This window comes from Metabacillus herbersteinensis, from assembly GCF_042433335.1.
GTDB classification, from domain to species: domain Bacteria; phylum Bacillota; class Bacilli; order Bacillales; family Bacillaceae; genus Metabacillus; species Metabacillus herbersteinensis.
Window position 1 is genome coordinate 1 of record NZ_JBHLVO010000038.1, and the last position, 15,721, is coordinate 15,721.

The 15,721-nt window shown below is 37.5% G+C and carries 18 protein-coding genes, 2 tRNA genes, 1 rRNA gene and 1 pseudogene; 16 read left to right on the plus strand and 6 right to left on the minus strand.

Annotation, left to right across the window (positions count from 1 at the left end; translation table 11 throughout):
* From rrf to tsaD, 8 genes are all read left to right on the plus strand, one after another.
* Nucleotides 1–95, plus strand: a 5S ribosomal RNA gene (rrf, locus tag ACFFIX_RS24715); the annotation flags it as partial.
* 202 nt (nucleotides 96–297) lie between these two features.
* Nucleotides 298–374 (plus strand) — tRNA-Met (locus ACFFIX_RS24720).
* 53 nt (nucleotides 375–427) lie between these two features.
* Nucleotides 428–503: transfer RNA gene (locus tag ACFFIX_RS24725), tRNA-Asp, on the plus strand.
* 212 nt (nucleotides 504–715) lie between these two features.
* Entirely contained in the window at nucleotides 716–1,702 is a 987-nt protein-coding gene (thiL, locus tag ACFFIX_RS24730; RefSeq protein ID WP_378938852.1) for a thiamine-phosphate kinase, read from the plus strand.
* A gap of 14 nt (nucleotides 1,703–1,716) precedes the next feature.
* Nucleotides 1,717–2,190 carry a tRNA (adenosine(37)-N6)-threonylcarbamoyltransferase complex ATPase subunit type 1 TsaE gene (gene tsaE, locus ACFFIX_RS24735; RefSeq protein WP_378938854.1) on the plus strand — a complete coding sequence of 158 codons (474 nt, stop codon included), beginning with the start codon at nucleotides 1,717–1,719 and terminating at the stop codon, nucleotides 2,188–2,190.
* Entirely contained in the window at nucleotides 2,171–2,860 is a 690-nt protein-coding gene (gene tsaB, locus ACFFIX_RS24740) for a tRNA (adenosine(37)-N6)-threonylcarbamoyltransferase complex dimerization subunit type 1 TsaB (RefSeq protein WP_378938856.1), read from the plus strand. Before tsaE ends, tsaB begins: the two co-directional genes overlap by 20 nt.
* A gap of 13 nt (nucleotides 2,861–2,873) precedes the next feature.
* Entirely contained in the window at nucleotides 2,874–3,326 is a 453-nt protein-coding gene (gene rimI, locus ACFFIX_RS24745; protein ID WP_378938858.1) for a ribosomal protein S18-alanine N-acetyltransferase, read from the plus strand.
* Nucleotides 3,323–4,345, plus strand: coding sequence for a tRNA (adenosine(37)-N6)-threonylcarbamoyltransferase complex transferase subunit TsaD (gene tsaD, locus ACFFIX_RS24750; RefSeq protein WP_378938859.1), 1,023 nt, complete (start codon nucleotides 3,323–3,325; stop codon nucleotides 4,343–4,345). The genes rimI and tsaD overlap by 4 nt, the downstream gene beginning before the upstream one ends.
* 240 nt (nucleotides 4,346–4,585) lie before the next feature.
* Here the strand turns inward: tsaD and ACFFIX_RS24755 are convergent, their stop codons facing one another.
* Nucleotides 4,586–6,508, minus strand: a complete 1,923-nt coding sequence (locus ACFFIX_RS24755; RefSeq protein ID WP_378938861.1) for an ABC-F family ATP-binding cassette domain-containing protein — start codon at nucleotides 6,506–6,508, stop codon at nucleotides 4,586–4,588.
* Nucleotides 6,509–6,644: 136 nt separating this feature from the next.
* Here ACFFIX_RS24755 and moaC point away from each other — a divergent pair, with 136 nt between their 5' ends.
* The 4 genes from moaC (at nucleotide 6,645) to tatC (ending at nucleotide 8,825) form a co-directional block, all read left to right on the plus strand.
* On the plus strand, nucleotides 6,645–7,130 hold the full coding sequence (gene moaC, locus ACFFIX_RS24760) for a cyclic pyranopterin monophosphate synthase MoaC (protein WP_378938863.1): 486 nt from the start codon (nucleotides 6,645–6,647) through the stop codon (nucleotides 7,128–7,130).
* Nucleotides 7,131–7,208: 78 nt separating this feature from the next.
* Nucleotides 7,209–7,847 carry a redox-sensing transcriptional repressor Rex gene (locus ACFFIX_RS24765; RefSeq protein ID WP_378938865.1) on the plus strand — a complete coding sequence of 213 codons (639 nt, stop codon included), beginning with the start codon at nucleotides 7,209–7,211 and terminating at the stop codon, nucleotides 7,845–7,847.
* 22 nt (nucleotides 7,848–7,869) lie between these two features.
* A complete protein-coding gene (tatAY, locus tag ACFFIX_RS24770) occupies nucleotides 7,870–8,052 on the plus strand; it encodes a sec-independent protein translocase protein TatAY (protein ID WP_378938867.1) in 183 nt (60 codons plus the stop codon).
* A 17-nt stretch (nucleotides 8,053–8,069) separates the two neighbouring features.
* The gene (gene tatC / locus ACFFIX_RS24775; RefSeq protein WP_378938869.1) at nucleotides 8,070–8,825 is read left to right on the plus strand and encodes a twin-arginine translocase subunit TatC; all 756 of its coding nucleotides are present in this window, start codon (nucleotides 8,070–8,072) and stop codon (nucleotides 8,823–8,825) included.
* 18 nt (nucleotides 8,826–8,843) lie between these two features.
* Here the strand turns inward: tatC and ACFFIX_RS24780 are convergent, their stop codons facing one another.
* Entirely contained in the window at nucleotides 8,844–9,047 is a 204-nt protein-coding gene (locus ACFFIX_RS24780) for a YdiK family protein (protein WP_378938871.1), read from the minus strand.
* A 2-nt stretch (nucleotides 9,048–9,049) separates the two neighbouring features.
* Nucleotides 9,050–9,770: pseudogene (locus ACFFIX_RS24785) on the minus strand (CPBP family intramembrane glutamic endopeptidase).
* A gap of 295 nt (nucleotides 9,771–10,065) precedes the next feature.
* On the opposite strand from ACFFIX_RS24785, the gene groES reads away from it, so the two are divergent.
* A complete protein-coding gene (groES, locus tag ACFFIX_RS24790) occupies nucleotides 10,066–10,353 on the plus strand; it encodes a co-chaperone GroES (RefSeq protein WP_378938873.1) in 288 nt (95 codons plus the stop codon).
* An 84-nt stretch (nucleotides 10,354–10,437) separates the two neighbouring features.
* Nucleotides 10,438–12,072 (plus strand): chaperonin GroEL, encoded by a 1,635-nt coding sequence (gene groL / locus ACFFIX_RS24795; protein ID WP_378938875.1) that lies wholly within the window; start codon nucleotides 10,438–10,440, stop codon nucleotides 12,070–12,072.
* A 113-nt stretch (nucleotides 12,073–12,185) separates the two neighbouring features.
* On the opposite strand, the gene ACFFIX_RS24800 is transcribed toward groL, so the two are convergent.
* The 3 genes from ACFFIX_RS24800 to ACFFIX_RS24810 form a co-directional block, all read right to left on the minus strand.
* Nucleotides 12,186–12,515 carry a tyrosine-type recombinase/integrase gene (locus ACFFIX_RS24800; protein WP_378938932.1) on the minus strand — a complete coding sequence of 110 codons (330 nt, stop codon included), beginning with the start codon at nucleotides 12,513–12,515 and terminating at the stop codon, nucleotides 12,186–12,188.
* Between the two features lie 10 nt (nucleotides 12,516–12,525).
* Nucleotides 12,526–13,080 (minus strand): tyrosine-type recombinase/integrase, encoded by a 555-nt coding sequence (locus ACFFIX_RS24805; protein WP_378938877.1) that lies wholly within the window; start codon nucleotides 13,078–13,080, stop codon nucleotides 12,526–12,528.
* Between the two features lie 140 nt (nucleotides 13,081–13,220).
* The gene (locus tag ACFFIX_RS24810; protein WP_273848115.1) at nucleotides 13,221–13,583 is read right to left on the minus strand and encodes a winged helix-turn-helix transcriptional regulator; all 363 of its coding nucleotides are present in this window, start codon (nucleotides 13,581–13,583) and stop codon (nucleotides 13,221–13,223) included.
* A gap of 122 nt (nucleotides 13,584–13,705) precedes the next feature.
* Here ACFFIX_RS24810 and ACFFIX_RS24815 point away from each other — a divergent pair, with 122 nt between their 5' ends.
* Together ACFFIX_RS24815 and fghA are read left to right on the plus strand one after the other, a co-directional pair.
* A complete protein-coding gene (locus tag ACFFIX_RS24815) occupies nucleotides 13,706–14,821 on the plus strand; it encodes an S-(hydroxymethyl)glutathione dehydrogenase/class III alcohol dehydrogenase (protein WP_378938880.1) in 1,116 nt (371 codons plus the stop codon).
* A 4-nt stretch (nucleotides 14,822–14,825) separates the two neighbouring features.
* Nucleotides 14,826–15,659 (plus strand): S-formylglutathione hydrolase, encoded by an 834-nt coding sequence (gene fghA, locus ACFFIX_RS24820; protein WP_378938882.1) that lies wholly within the window; start codon nucleotides 14,826–14,828, stop codon nucleotides 15,657–15,659.
* Nucleotides 15,660–15,721: the final 62 nt, after the last annotated feature.

The following is a 15,721-nucleotide window of genomic DNA, read 5'->3' on the forward strand; positions in this document are numbered from 1 at the left end:
GTCACACCCGTTCCCATACCGAACACGGAAGTTAAGCTCTTCAGCGCCGATGGTAGTTGGGGGTCTCCCCCTGTGAGAGTAGGACATTGCCGGGCAAGAGTTATTTTTATAATAACTTAAACTTTTAGAAATACAGATTTATTTATTGTTATCGCGGGGTGGAGCACGCTCGAATAAACCTCCTCGAGAATCTTCAGCGTACTGCTTGAGACACTTCTTGAATAATCTGCCTGAAAGCAGGACGATTTTTCACAAGTAAAGACAAAGAGTATAGAATCACTTAATAATTATTATTATCGCGGGGTGGAGCAGTTCGGTAGCTCGTCGGGCTCATAACCCGAAGGTCGCAGGTTCAAATCCTGCCCCCGCAACCAATTTTAAAACAGTATAAGCTAACGAAGAGAATCGAAGCTTATCGTAAATTTATGGTTCCGTGGTGTAGCGGTTAACATGCCTGCCTGTCACGCAGGAGATCGCGGGTTCGATTCCCGTCGGGACCGCCATTTTTAAATGATACGAAACAATGTGTTTCGTTTTTTTTATGTTCATTTTTAGAAATTTACTCATCATTTATCCTTATAAATCTAAAACTTGGATAAACTATTCTTATACGCTACACTATTACTATACATATATCCTTAGGAAGACATTTCCTAAGGTTTTTTCTTCATAAACTTAGTTTTCCTCTAAACCTAAAAAGATCTGTGGTGAAAAGATGAGAATACATGATGAATTTGACTTTATACAAAAAATTAAACCACAGTCACACATTCATCGAGAGATAGTTACTGGTATTGGTGATGATGCTGCGGTTTTTTCACCGGAACATGAAATGAATCAAGTAATTTGTGTGGATACCATGGTTGAAGAAGTCCACTTTTTAAAGAATTTATCTACTCCTTTTGAAATTGGATATAAGGCTCTAGCAGTTAATATAAGTGATATTGCTGCGATGGGAGGGTTTCCCACATACTTTTTAGTTTCGATTGCCATCCCTCCTAACTGGAATGAGCAAGAATTATTGGGTATTTATGAGGGAATGAAGGAGCTGGCTAGTCAATTTAAAATAGATTTAATTGGTGGAGATACCGTTTCTTCAAAGAATCAGTTAGTTTTAACAGTAACTGTAATGGGTGAAGTAGAAAAGAAGAAACATTGTTTAAGAAGTGACGCTAGAGCAGGAGATGTTGTGTTTGTCACAGGGACTATTGGAGATTCTGCTGCAGGCTTGTCTATTCTATTAAATAAAAGTACTGCCTCCAGTGACGAAGTGAAACTTTTTCTTACATCGCGTCATAAGAAACCTAAACCTCAGGTGAAAGCAGGTCGTGTTATCTCTAAACTTGAGCGCGCATCTTTAAATGATATTAGCGATGGTTTAGCTAGTGAGCTTAACGAAATAGCAGAAGCTAGCACTAAGTCGATAACAATTTATGAAGAACTTCTTCCCCTTAGTCCTGAGCTTTTATCCTTAAATAGCGAAGAAAGATTTAACTGGGCATTATATGGTGGTGAAGACTTTGAATTAGTAGGCACAACTAGCATTGAGTCTTTTAAAAGATTAAGCAGGCAATTAGAAAGCGAATTAATTAAGATTACTAAGATCGGTCAAGTAACGGATGGACCAGCAAGTGTTCACTTAGTAAGACAAAACGAAACAATTAAGTTAGAGAAATCAGGATACAACCATTTCAAAAGGTAAGTAAGGTGAGTCATTTGAAACCAATTATTTTTAAGACGGGGCAATCGGAAGAAACATCCACTCTAGCGATGAAAGTAGCAGCTCTATTAAAGCCAGGGTATGTTTTAACTCTTGAGGGTGACCTAGGGGCAGGAAAAACCACTTTTACAAAAGGGTTGGCCAAAGGACTTGGAATAAAACGAAATGTTAACAGTCCAACCTTTACGATTATTAAAGAATACACGGACGGATCTCTCCCTCTCTATCATATGGATGTTTATCGTTTAGAAGATAGTGATGAGGATTTGGGGTTTGATGAGTATTTTAATGGTAACGGTGTTACAGTAGTTGAATGGGCACATCATATCGAGGATCAACTACCTTTAAAACGACTCGATATTAAGATCATTCGAAGTGGAGACGATCATCGAGAAATTACCTTTCATCCTAAAGGTTCTGAATACGTTGAAATGTGTAAGGAGTTATCTAATGAAAGCTTTAGCAATTGATACATCAAATTATGTTCTTGGAATTGCACTTATAGACGAGACACAAGTAATCGGTGAATATATAACAAATCTTAAAAAAAATCATTCGGCTCGAGCAATGCCAGCAATTGATTCTTTATTAAAGGAGTGCGACATAGTACCCCAAGATCTTGATAAAATTATTGTGGCAGTAGGTCCAGGCTCATATACAGGGGTTAGGATAGGTGTGTCCATTGCAAAAACACTAGCGTGGTCACTCAATGTTCCCATTGTTGGGGTATCTAGTCTAGAAACATTAGCTGCAAATGGGCGTTTATTTGATGGATATATTTGTCCTTTATTTGATGCGAGAAGAGGACGGGTATACACTGGGTTATATCAATCCACAGCTGAAGGGCTACTTGTAGTTGAGGAAGACCAGAATGTGTTACTAGAAGACTGGGCGGAGATTCTAAAAGAAAAGCGAAAGCCGGTTTTATTCTTAGGAAATGATGTTCACATCCATTTAGATACAATTAAAGAAAAGCTTATCGAAGATGCGGTGATTGGTCAGCAACCCATACAAAATCCAAGGCCGAGTGAGCTTGCTTTCCTTGGGCTAAATAAACAAGCCAGTGATGTCCACTCACTCGTTCCTAATTACATCCGTTTAGCAGAAGCAGAAGCTAAATGGTTAGAACAGCAAAAGTAAGATGGTGAAATGCATGGAAAACTCATTAACAATTAGAAAAATGACAAAGGAAGACATTGACTCAGTATATGAGATCGAAACAAAGTCATTTGCAGCGGCATGGACAAAGGAATCCTTTTTTCATGAAATCGAACAAAACCTTTTTGCGAGGTACCTAGTAGTTGAACATCATGATAAAATTGTTGGATATTGCGGCTTATGGGTCATTATGGATGATGCTCAAATTACGAACATAGCTGTTTTACCTGAGTACCGTGGTAAAAAGATAGGTGAAGCCTTACTCACCTTTTCTATGCAACTAGCAAGAGAGCTAAGTGCCTCTAGACTAACCTTAGAAGTGAGAGTGTCCAACCATGTGGCACAAGGACTATATAAAAAGCTAGGATTCGTACAAGGTGGAATTAGAAAACGATATTATACGGATAATCAAGAAGATGCTTTATTAATGTGGGTGAATTTAAAATGACAGTTAAAGATCAATATATTCTTGGAATAGAGACAAGTTGTGATGAAACAGCAGCTGCCATTATAAAAAATGGACATGAAATTGTTTCAAATGTAGTTGCTTCACAGATTGAAAGTCATAAACGTTTTGGTGGTGTTGTACCTGAAATTGCCTCTAGACACCATGTAGAAGAAATCACTTTGGTTTTAGAAGAAACCATGAAAAAAGCAAACCTAACATTCAGTGATCTAAATGCAATTGCGGTTACAGAAGGTCCGGGGCTAGTGGGTGCATTATTAATTGGTATCAATGCTGCAAAAGCTTTAGCATTTGCACATAACGTCCCTTTAATCGGAGTTCATCATATAGCAGGGCATATTTATGCGAATGCGATCGTGACAGAACTCAAATTTCCTCTGATAACACTTGTAGTATCAGGAGGTCATACAGAGCTCGTGTACATGAAGGATCATGGATCATTTGAAGTGATCGGTGAAACGTTAGATGATGCAGCAGGAGAAGCGTATGATAAGGTTGCGCGAACATTAAACCTTCCATACCCAGGGGGACCACATATTGATCGACTCGCCCAAGAAGGAAAAGCTACAATAAAATTACCAAGAGCTTGGTTAGAAGAAGGATCTTATAATTTTAGTTTTAGTGGATTAAAATCTGCAGTTATTAACACACTTCATAATGCGAAACAAAAGGGTGAGGAAATAAACCCGCAGGACCTAGCCGCAAGTTTTCAAGCAAGTGTTATTGATGTGTTAGTAACTAAAACGAAACGCGCTACAGAGGAATATAAAGTTAAACAGGTTCTGTTAGCAGGCGGAGTAGCTGCTAATCGTGGCTTAAGAGAGGCGCTGCATGCACAATTTGATGATAAAAGCGATATTCAACTTGTGATCCCTCCCATTTCATTGTGCACAGATAATGCAGCAATGATCGCAGCTGCAGGAAGTGTATTATATGAAAAAGAGATATTCAGTGATTTAAAAATGAATGGGAATCCCGGATTAGAATTAAGAACATACTGAGCTTTCAATTAACTTTGAAAGCTTTTTTAGTTATAAATAAAAGTTATACACAAGATATTCACATTATCCTTTCGTCGTACGAGAAGTAGTCTAAAAAACTGATAGAGTAACCATTCAAGCTTGTAAAGGCATGTGGATAAGTTGCCATAAAATTGTGGATAATGTGTATAAGTATGTTAATATGTTGATATGACAAGGAGAAACATGTGGATAAAAAAACAGCGACATTATGTCGCTGTTTTAGTGTAATTGCTCCCATTCATTCATCAATTGTTCAATTCGTTTTTGAGAGTTTTCATTTTCTTCATTTAAAACTTGTACCTTTTCATGATCTTGATATACTTCTGGAACGCAAAGCTCCGCATCGTTACTTTCAATACCTTCTTCTAAACGTGAGATTTCCTCTTCAATTTCTTCAATTCTTCGTTGTTTTTGTCGTTCAATCTTTTTTAGTTCCTTTTCTTGTTGATAACTCACTTTATTATCAGAAGGAGTGATGACCGTACTTATGCTGTCTTGTGACTCTAGGCGCTTAAGCTCAATCGCTTCTTCCTTTTTTGTTAAAAAGTAATCGTAATCACCTAAGTATTCCTTAAGATTTGTTTTAGATAGTTCAAATACTTTCGTTGAAATTCGATTAATAAAATATCGATCATGAGAGACAAAAAGGATGGTACCAGGATAGTCAATTAGAGCATTTTCTAGTATCTCTTTACTATCTAAGTCTAAATGATTTGTTGGCTCGTCCAAAATAAGAAAGTTAGCATTTTGCAACATGAGTTTTGACAGGGCAAGCCGTGCTTTTTCCCCTCCACTTAATGTCACAACCGACTTCAGCACATCATCACCAGAGAACAGGAAGTTTCCTAATACCGTGCGGATTTCTTTCTCAGTTATATGTGGATAACCATCCCATAATTCATCTAATACTCGTTTTGTTGAAGTTAAATCGGCTTGCTGCTGATCATAGTATCCTATTTGAACATTCGAGCCCAGTTGATAATGTCCTGTTAAAAGCTGCAGTTTGTCCACAATTGTTTTCAACAATGTTGATTTGCCGATACCGTTTGGGCCTACAAGCGCAATACTGTCACCTCTGGAAATTGAAAAGTCAACTTTTGATATAATGGGTGTAACGGAATCGTAGGACACAGAGATATCTTGAGCTTTAAGAACATCATTGCCACTTTGACGATCAATGTTAAACTGAAAGGATGCAGACTTTTCATGGCCTAAAGGCTTATCAAGTCGATCCATCTTCTCAAGCTTTTTTCGTCTGCTTTGTGCTTGTTTTGTAGTGGAAGCTCTTGCTAAATTCCGCTGAATAAAGTCCTGGAGCTTTGAAACTTCCTCTTGCTGTTTTTCGAATAGTTTAAGTTCTTTCTCGTAATTCTCTGCTTTTTTTTCGAGGTAAAAGCTGTAATTACCGGGATACCTTAAGCTCGTACTCCGACTAATCTCATAAACCACATTTACTATTTTATCCAGGAAATAACGGTCATGAGAAACGATAAGCAAAGCACCCGAATAGTTCTGTAAATATTGTTCGAGCCATGTTAACGTTTCAATATCTAAATGGTTAGTTGGTTCATCCAAAACAAGCAGATCAGGGCTTGTTAAAAGAAGTTTTGCTAACGCTAAACGTGTTTTCTGACCACCACTTAATGTTGAGATAAGGGTGCTATGATCAAATGAGGCAAAACCTAGCCCGTGTAAAACAGACCGTATATCTGCTTCATATTGAAAGCCGCCTTTTTCTTTGAATTGAACCTGAAGACGATCATAGTCTTTCAATGTTTGATCGTATTTCGCAGCTTCTATCGAAGGGTTAAGAGTGGCCATGCTTTGCTCTACTTCTCGCATGTCCCGCTCCATTTTTCGTAATTCCTTGAAGACTTGTAGCATTTCATCCCAAATTGTTAAGCTAGATTCCAAGCCAGTATCTTGTGCAAGATAGCCTATTGTGACATCTTTTGGTTTTATGAGATCTCCTGAATCATAGGAAAGAATACCTGCAATTACTTTTAACAGTGTCGATTTTCCTGCGCCGTTTCGACCAACTAGTGCAATTTTGTCTCTAGTTTGTACTTCTAGCTTAATATTCGATAAAATAAGATCAGCACCGAAGGATTTATTGAGCTGATTAACTTGTAACAAAATCATTGTATTCACCTCTGCTATTGATATTAGTGTAGCCTATCACTTCGAATGGGGCAACTAAAGGGATGTATACATACAATTGTCACAATACGTAAACAGACAGGATATAAAAAATAGTGTATAGTTAGGGGAATAATTAATGTCTCAATTTACCCATTTTAATAGACAAGGTAGAGCGAAAATGGTTGATATTTCTGAAAAGCAGACAACAGTCAGAACGGCCATCGCTAAAACTAGCGTAGAAATGCCTAAAACAGTTTATGATCTGATCACAAATTTTCAAATAGGAAAAGGTGACGTACTTTCTGTTGCCCAAGTTGCTGGGATTATGGCAGCAAAGAATACGTCAAACATCATTCCAATGTGCCATCCGCTCTCACTTAAAGCTGTTGATATTCACTTTAGTTGGGAAGAAGCTAAGCCTAGCTACCACCTCAATATCCGTGTCACAGTTAAAACAAAAGGGAGTACAGGTGTCGAAATGGAAGCGCTAACTGCTGCAACAGTCACCGCTCTTACTGTTTATGACATGTGTAAAGCTGTGGATAAAGGCATGATTATAGGTCAAACCTATTTAATAGAAAAAACAGGTGGCAAAAGTGGTCACTATCAAATAACTGAATAATATGTATGCCTAAACAGTACAGCTAGGTCATTACCTTAAAAACGACCGAGTTTTCTTTAGAACGTGAGGGATAAAAGAGTGAATATAGATCAATCTAAAATTCCGCAGGCAACAGCGAAACGTTTGCCACTGTATTACCGATTTTTAAAGAATCTACACTCTTCAGGTAAGCAACGGGTTTCCTCTGCAGAGCTTAGTGATGCGGTGAAAGTTGATTCGGCTACGATCAGAAGAGATTTTTCATATTTTGGGGCGTTGGGAAAAAAAGGGTATGGTTATAATGTGAATTATTTGTTATCCTTTTTTAGAAAAACGCTAGACCAAGATGAAATTACAAAGGTAGGATTAATAGGGGTAGGGAATTTAGGAACAGCTTTTTTACACTATAATTTTACAAAAAACAATAATACGGTCATTTCCATAGCGTTTGATGTTGATGAGAACAAGATTGGAACAGAAATTGGTGGAGTTGTTGTCTATCACTTGGATGAGCTTGAACAGCATTTACCAGAAGATGTTACGGTGGCAATCTTAACAGTTCCAGCACATGTAGCGCAATCAATTACAGACAGATTAATTGCTAAAGGAATAAAGGGAATATTAAATTTCACCCCTGCTCGTTTAAATGTCCCGGATGAAATTAGAATACACCACATTGATCTTGCGGTTGAACTACAATCGCTGGTTTATTTTCTAAAACATTATCCAAACGAATAATACTTTTTAAGGAGGTGTAGCTATGGGTCCGATCGGTCCAGGAAGTTTAATTTTAATAGTTCTTATTGCTATATTATTTTTCGGTCCAAAAAAATTACCTGAGCTTGGAAAAGCGGTAGGTAGTTCTTTACGTGAATTTAAGAACGCAACAAAAGGTTTAGCAAATGATGATGATGAAGAAAAAAAGAAAGAAGACAAGAAGTAAGATAGGATGAATCCGATATGAAACCTGAGGCAATGTCGGTCATAGAGCATATAACAGAACTAAGAAAACGACTTATACTTGTTGTCGTTTTCTTTGTCTTAGCAATCATTGCTGGTTTTTTGCTCTCAAGGCCGATAATTATCTATCTACAACATACAGAAGAAGCACAGAATTTAACGCTGAATTCTTTTAATTTAACAGATCCATTAATGGTTTATATGAAATTTGCTTTTATTATTGCCCTAATTATTACCTCACCTATCATTCTCTTTCAATTGTGGTCTTTTGTTAGTCCTGGATTGTATGAAAAAGAAAGACGGGTAACCTTGAGTTATATCCCAATGGCAATTGGATTGTTTCTTTCTGGAATCGCCTTTTCTTATTTTATTCTTTTCCCATTCGTTGTCGATTTCATGGAGGGAATATCAAGTGATTTAGGAGTTAATCAAGTCATTGGAATAAATGAATATTTTTCATTTTTATTACAGTTAACCCTGCCATTCGGATTACTTTTTCAATTACCGGTAATTATAATGTTTCTAACGAGATTAGGTATCGTCACGCCGATGTTCTTAGTCGAAGTTCGTAGGTATGCATACTTTATCCTGCTCGTGATTGCAGCACTGATTACACCACCTGAGCTTGTATCTCACTTAATGGTGACAGTTCCGCTATTTATTTTATATGAGATTAGTATCATTGTTTCAAGGTTTTCTTATCGTAAAGCACAAAAAGCAGCCTTTGAAGAAGCTAATAAGCAAGATAAAAAATAACCTCTCAAAATCGAGAGGTTATTTTAGTTCCTTGTTCTTTTTATTTTTTGCTGACAACGAAAACATTCGAAATGCAACACCGAGATCAAAGGTGGCAATTAACATTAATAGTATAGTTGGAAAGGTGAATAGACCCTTTGCGGAGCTGTTTATGGCTAAATAGGTAAACAATAACCCCATTGTTAAATAAAAGATGCCCATTGTAATAGGGTTTGTTTTCATCGTTATAATCCTCCAATAATAGCTTGCAATTGTTCCGCTTGTTTCATTAAACGTTCAATATCGTCCTTAAAGACAAGCTGAATGACAACTACAAACGTATTCATCGCGACGTGAGCAAAAATCGGTACTAGAATTCGCTTGGTTCTTACATATAAAAATGCAAATGTAAAGCCCATTGATGCATACAGAAGAAGATGCTGTGGCTCTCCATGAACTAATGCAAAAATAACAGAGCTAATAGCTGCAGAGATAAAAAAGTTAAATTTCTTATACAAGCCACCAAAAAGGATTTTTCTAAAAATAATCTCTTCAAGAATTGGCCCGATAATTGATGTGACAACAATGACAAGAGGTAATACTTCAATGATATTCACAATCATCTCAGTGTTTTCTGATCCAGCTTCAATACCAAAGATGTTCACTTCAATATTAGCTGCAATTGTTTGTACAAATAGTGCCATGAAGACACCGCCAACTGCCCAACCAACTGAGGGCAAGACTGAAGATGGTTCCCCTCTCATCAAACCATCATGTTTGTAATCATTTCTTAGCAAAAAACAAGATAATTAGTAATGCTACTGAAAAGCTAAAGACTGTCCAATAGCCTATTTGCTCGGTTATATTATTTCCTAATCCTAGATAATTCATGATTATTACACCAAAAATACCAGAAACCTGCATTAAGATATATGTCAATATGACAAGCCAATATTGCTTTTTCATCCGAATGTCTCCTTTGCTGATAGGCTTTCAATAATAAACTAGAACTAATTGTACCATATCCTCGTCTAACCTTATGAACGATAAGAAGCTGAAATGAGTAAAAAGAAGGTTTAAGTTTTCGCAAGTTAGACATAATCTATTAGGGTGGTTAAAAATTAGAAAAAAATTTTGCTTCACACTTGAAATTGCAAGAAAGATTAGATAATATAATAACTGTATTAGCACTCAAGACATCCGAGTGCTAATAAAAAGGAAAATACTATAAACTTGAGAAAACTTGAGGAGGTTGTTTCACTTGTTAAAGCCATTAGGTGATCGTGTTGTAATTGAACTAGTTCAATCAGAAGAAAAAACTGCTAGTGGTATCGTCCTTCCTGATTCTGCTAAAGAGAAACCTTCAGAAGGTAAAGTTATTTCTGTTGGTACAGGTCGTGTATTAGATAGCGGAGAGAAAGTAGCTCTTGAAGTAGCAGAAGGCGATTCTATCATCTTCTCAAAATATGCTGGTACTGAAGTAAAGTTTGAAGGAAATGAATACTTAATCTTACGTGAGAGCGACATTTTAGCTGTCATCGGTAAATAAGAAAATTAAGGCTTGTTGATTGAAGAAACAAGCTAACCATATCATAGAATATCAACCTAAAATTCCTGAGGAGGTCTTGTAAAAATGGCAAAAGAAATTAAATTTAGCGAAGAAGCACGTCGTTCGATGCTACGCGGTGTTGACGCTTTAGCAGATGCTGTAAAAGTTACATTAGGACCTAAAGGCCGTAACGTAGTACTCGAGAAGAAGTTTGGTTCTCCTTTAATTACAAATGACGGTGTTACAATTGCAAAAGAAATCGAATTAGAAGATGCATTTGAAAACATGGGTGCAAAACTTGTTGCTGAAGTTGCAAGCAAAACAAACGATGTTGCTGGTGACGGTACTACAACTGCAACTGTTTTAGCTCAAGCGATGATTCGTGAAGGCTTAAAGAACGTAACAGCTGGAGCTAATCCAATGGGCGTTCGTAAAGGGATCGAGAAAGCAGTAACTGTAGCAATTCAAGAGTTACAGGCAATCTCTAAACCAATTGAAGGCAAAGCTTCTATTGCTCAGGTTGCTGCAATTTCCGCATCTGATGAAGAAATTGGTCAACTAATTGCAGAAGCAATGGAGCGAGTTGGAAACGACGGTGTTATCACAATTGAAGAGTCTAAAGGCTTCACAACTGAACTAGAAGTTGTAGAAGGTATGCAATTCGACCGTGGTTATGCTTCTCCATACATGGTAACAGATTCAGATAAGATGGAAGCGGTTCTTGAGAATCCTTACGTTTTAATCACTGATAAAAAAATCACAAGCATCCAAGAAATTCTTCCTGTGTTGGAGCAAGTTGTTCAACAAGGTAAATCATTACTATTAATTGCTGAAGATGTTGAAGGTGAAGCATTAGCAACTCTAGTAGTGAACAAGCTGCGCGGAACATTCAATGCTGTTGCTGTTAAAGCACCAGGATTTGGAGATCGTCGTAAAGCAATGCTAGAAGACATCGCTGTTCTAACTGGCGGTGAAGTGATCACTGAAGATTTAGGCTTAGAACTTAAATCTGCAAACATCAGTCAACTTGGTCGCGCTTCGAAGATCGTTGTAACAAAAGAAAACACAACAATCGTAGAAGGATCTGGAGAATCTGCTGGAATCGCTGCACGTGTAAACCAAATCCGTGCTCAATTAGAAGAAACAACTTCTGAATTTGATAAAGAAAAATTACAAGAGCGCCTTGCTAAATTAGCTGGTGGAGTAGCAGTTATCAAAGTTGGAGCAGCTACTGAAACAGAATTAAAAGAGCGTAAACTACGTATCGAAGACGCATTAAACTCTACTCGCGCTGCAGTTGAAGAAGGTATCGTTTCTGGTGGTGGTACAGCTCTAGTAAACGTATACACTAAAGTAGCTGCAATTGAGGCTGAAGGCGACACTAAAACAGGTATCAACATTGTTCTACGTGCATTAGAAGAACCAGTTCGTCAAATCGCTCACAACGCTGGCCTAGAAGGTTCAGTAATTGTTGAACGCTTAAAGCATGAAAAAATTGGCGTTGGTTTCAATGCTGCAAACGGACAATGGGTAAACATGATCGAACAAGGTATCGTAGACCCAACTAAAGTAACACGTTCTGCACTTCAAAACGCAGCATCAGTTGCGGCTATGTTCTTGACAACAGAAGCTGTTGTAGCTGACAAGCCTGAAGCTGCTGGCGCTGGCATGGGCATGCCTGATATGGGCGGCATGGGTGGCATGGGCGGAATGATGTAATAAGGGTTTTAAAACCTTGTTATATCAACGTCTAAAATGATAATATGCTTTTCTTGTCCTCGGATTTGTCCTCGTTTTATAAAAAACCATGGCAACCTATGACAAAAAGCTAACTATAGGAGAAGGTCTTTCATCAGTTTGCTAAACTGTTGGGAGGCCTTTTCTTCCATATTGGCTGTCATGTGAGCATAGATATTCATTGTCGTATTAATATCTGTATGTCCAAGCCTCTGTTGTATTTCTTTAATGCCTACTCCAGCTTCAATTAATAATGAAGTGTGGGTATGTCTAAATGAGTGTGGAGTAATGTTCTTTTCTAGTTCCGCTTTTTTCAGAAGTCTCTTAAGTCGGGTCTCAACAACTTTTCTTAATTGTGGATGTCCATCTTCACGAGCGAAAATAAATCCATAAACATGGTAAACAAGTCTGTTCTTTAATTTAATCTCATATTGTTTAAGCCGATGCTTCTTTTAACATATTGATTATCATTTCATCAACCCTGATTGTACGGACAGAGCCCTTTGTCTTTGGTGTTAAAAGCTGATATTTTTCAAAATGATTGGTAGGGTTATAAAGAGTTTTAGTAACTCGGATAGTACCCTGCTTTTCGTTAAAATCCCCCCATTTTAGGGCCAATAATTCACCTATTCGCAATCCTGTATAGGAAAGTAACGTAAAGACAAGATGATCCATTTCAAGCCCGTCTGTATAGGCTAATTTTAGAAAATGGGCAAGCTCTTCTTTTTCAAGAAAAACAATATTCTCTTCTGCTTTCTCCAGTTCTTCAACACTCTGCTGCTTTTTAGGCATTTTGAATTCCTCAGTAGGATTATTTTTTATCAGCCCTTGAGTCAATGCTTTCCGAAAAATCATCCTTCCACAAGCATGAATACCATCCATATAATTTTGGCTGTATTTTTCGTTTAACTCCAGAATCCTTTCTTCATACATTTTCTTAGTAATGCGACTGATTGGATAAGGTCCCCAAACAGAGGTAAAATGCTTCATCTCCTTTTCTCGAGTTATCGTGCAAAATAACTCCTCAAATGACAGATTCCAAATATCGTTTGGGAACATTCAAGAAGCCACGAAACGCTTTCATACTAGCATTTCGTGGCTTTCATTTTCAGAACTATTTGTGCAGCTTGTTATTCAACTGATGTTTTATCCGAATTTTCCTCCAAAAATGTTTTGAAATGATCTCCCCAATCACAGATGGAAGTGACAACGGGTTCTAGAAGTAAACCAACTTCACTTAGTTGATACTCCACTTTAGGAGGTACAACCGGGTATACAATTCTAGTAATGATTTGATCTTCTTCTAATTCCCTTAATTGTCTAATTAACATACGTTGATTGACATTGGGAAGGTATTTTTGTATTTCACTTAACCTTAATGGGGATTGTTGGAGCAGACACCATATAATCGCTATTTTCCAGCGCCCGCCTATTACCGATAAAGCCAAATCTTTGCTAGTGAAAAACGTTTTTTCTTTATAGAAGATTTCCATATATTATTACCCCTTTCTCTGTTGTTATTTTTATAGTGACAGAAATGTCAGTATTGTCTGAACAATTATAATGTGTGATTATGAAAATGTAAATAAGAAAACAAGAGAAGGAAGGGATTCATTTGAAAAGTAGAGCTGCTGTTGCATTTAAACCAGGGGAACCGCTTCAAATTGTAGAAATCGATGTAGAAGAGCCACAAGCAAAAGAGGTATTAGTGAAAATTCTCTATACTTCAGTCTGTCATACCGATGCTTTTACATTATCAGGTGATGACCCAGAAGGCGTATTTCCTGCAGTATTAGGTCATGAAGGTGCTGGGGTAGTCGTTGCTGTAGGAGATGAAGTCAATTCAGTAAAACCGGGGGACCATGTGATTCCACTATACACGGCTGAATGTGGAGAATGTAAATTTTGTCGTTCTGGTAAAACAAACTTATGTAGTGCCGTACGAGAAACTCAAGGTAAAGGTTTAATGCCTGATGGAACGACTCGTTTCTCTTATAATGGAGAGCCGATTTATCATTACATGGGAACAAGTACATTTAGTGAGTATACAGTCGTTTCTGAAGTCTCTTTAGCAAAAATTGATCCAGAAGCGCCGCTTGATAAAGTTGGTCTATTTGGATGCGGTGTGACTACAGGAATTGGCGCTGTACACAAAACAGCCAAAGTAGAAGAAGGAGCTGTGACAGCCGTATTTGGTCTAGGAGCGATCGGGTTAGCTGTGATTCAAGGATTGGTTCAAGCAAAAGCAAGCCGAATTATTGCGATAGACTTAAATGAAGATAAGTTTGAATTGGCTAAAAAAATGGGCGCAACTGATTTTATAAATCCTTCTAAATTTGATAAACCAATTCAAGAAGTCATTGTTGAAATGACAGATGGAGGAGTCGATTATAGCTTCGAGTGTATTGGAAATGTTGAAGTAATGAGGTCTGCTCTTGAATGTTGTCATAAAGGTTGGGGTGAAAGTGTGATTATCGGTGTAGCAGGCGCAGGTAAAGAGATTCATACTCGTCCATTCCAATTAGTAACGGGTCGAGTATGGCGTGGTTCTGCCTTTGGCGGCGTGAAAGGAAGAACGGAGCTTCCAGGAATGGTTAAAGATTATATGAATGGTGAAATCGATATCGATTCGTTTATCACACACCAATTAAACTTTACAGACATCAATGAGGCATTTGATTTGCTTCATAAAGGTGAGTCAATTCGTACAATGTTAACATATGGAGAGTGAGAAAATGAGTCTTAAACTTATTGAAAAACATCGCTCTTTCGGCGGAGAACAATGTAAATATACTCATTACTCAGAAGTTTTAAAATGCGAGATGACATTTAGTATCTACTTGCCATCAAATAAAGAAAAGAAAAAAATTCCTCTTATTTGGTGGCTGTCTGGTTTAACATGTACAGATGATAATTTTAGTCAAAAAAGTGGATTTCAACGATTGGCAGAAAAATATCAAGTGGCCGTTATGATTCCAGATACTTCACCACGTGGAGAACATGTGGCGGATGATGACGGATGGGATCTTGGAAAAGGTGCAGGTTTTTATTTAAATGCGACACAAGATCCGTGGGCAAAGCATTATCACATGTATACGTATATCGTAGATGAATTAACAACTATTGCGTCAACTTTGGTGCCTCATTTTTCAGGAGAAGAAAGCATCATGGGCCACTCAATGGGTGGTCATGGAGCTTTAGTGATTGGCATGAAAAATGCAACAAGGTTTAAAGCGATTTCTGCTTTTTCTCCTATTTTGAGTCCTAGTCAAGTTCCATGGGGAATAAAGGCTTTCTCAACGTATTTAGGTGAAGATCAAGCTACTTGGAACGAATGGGATGCTTCAGAACTGGTCAAAGAAGCTAGCGTTCCACCTATTCTCATTACGCAAGGAACCGAAGATCAGTTTTATCAAAATCAATTAGACGAAACTTGCTTTTTAAAGAATGCTCGGGAAAATAATCAAGAAGTATATTACAAGAAAGCTGAAGGTTATGATCATAGCTATTTCTTTATTGCTACTTTCTTAGAGGGCCATTTCTCATTTCATATGCAGCACTTAAGATAATTCAATTAGTTTGAAAAATACAGAATGAAAAATAAAACTATCCACATGAGCTGCAATGTGGA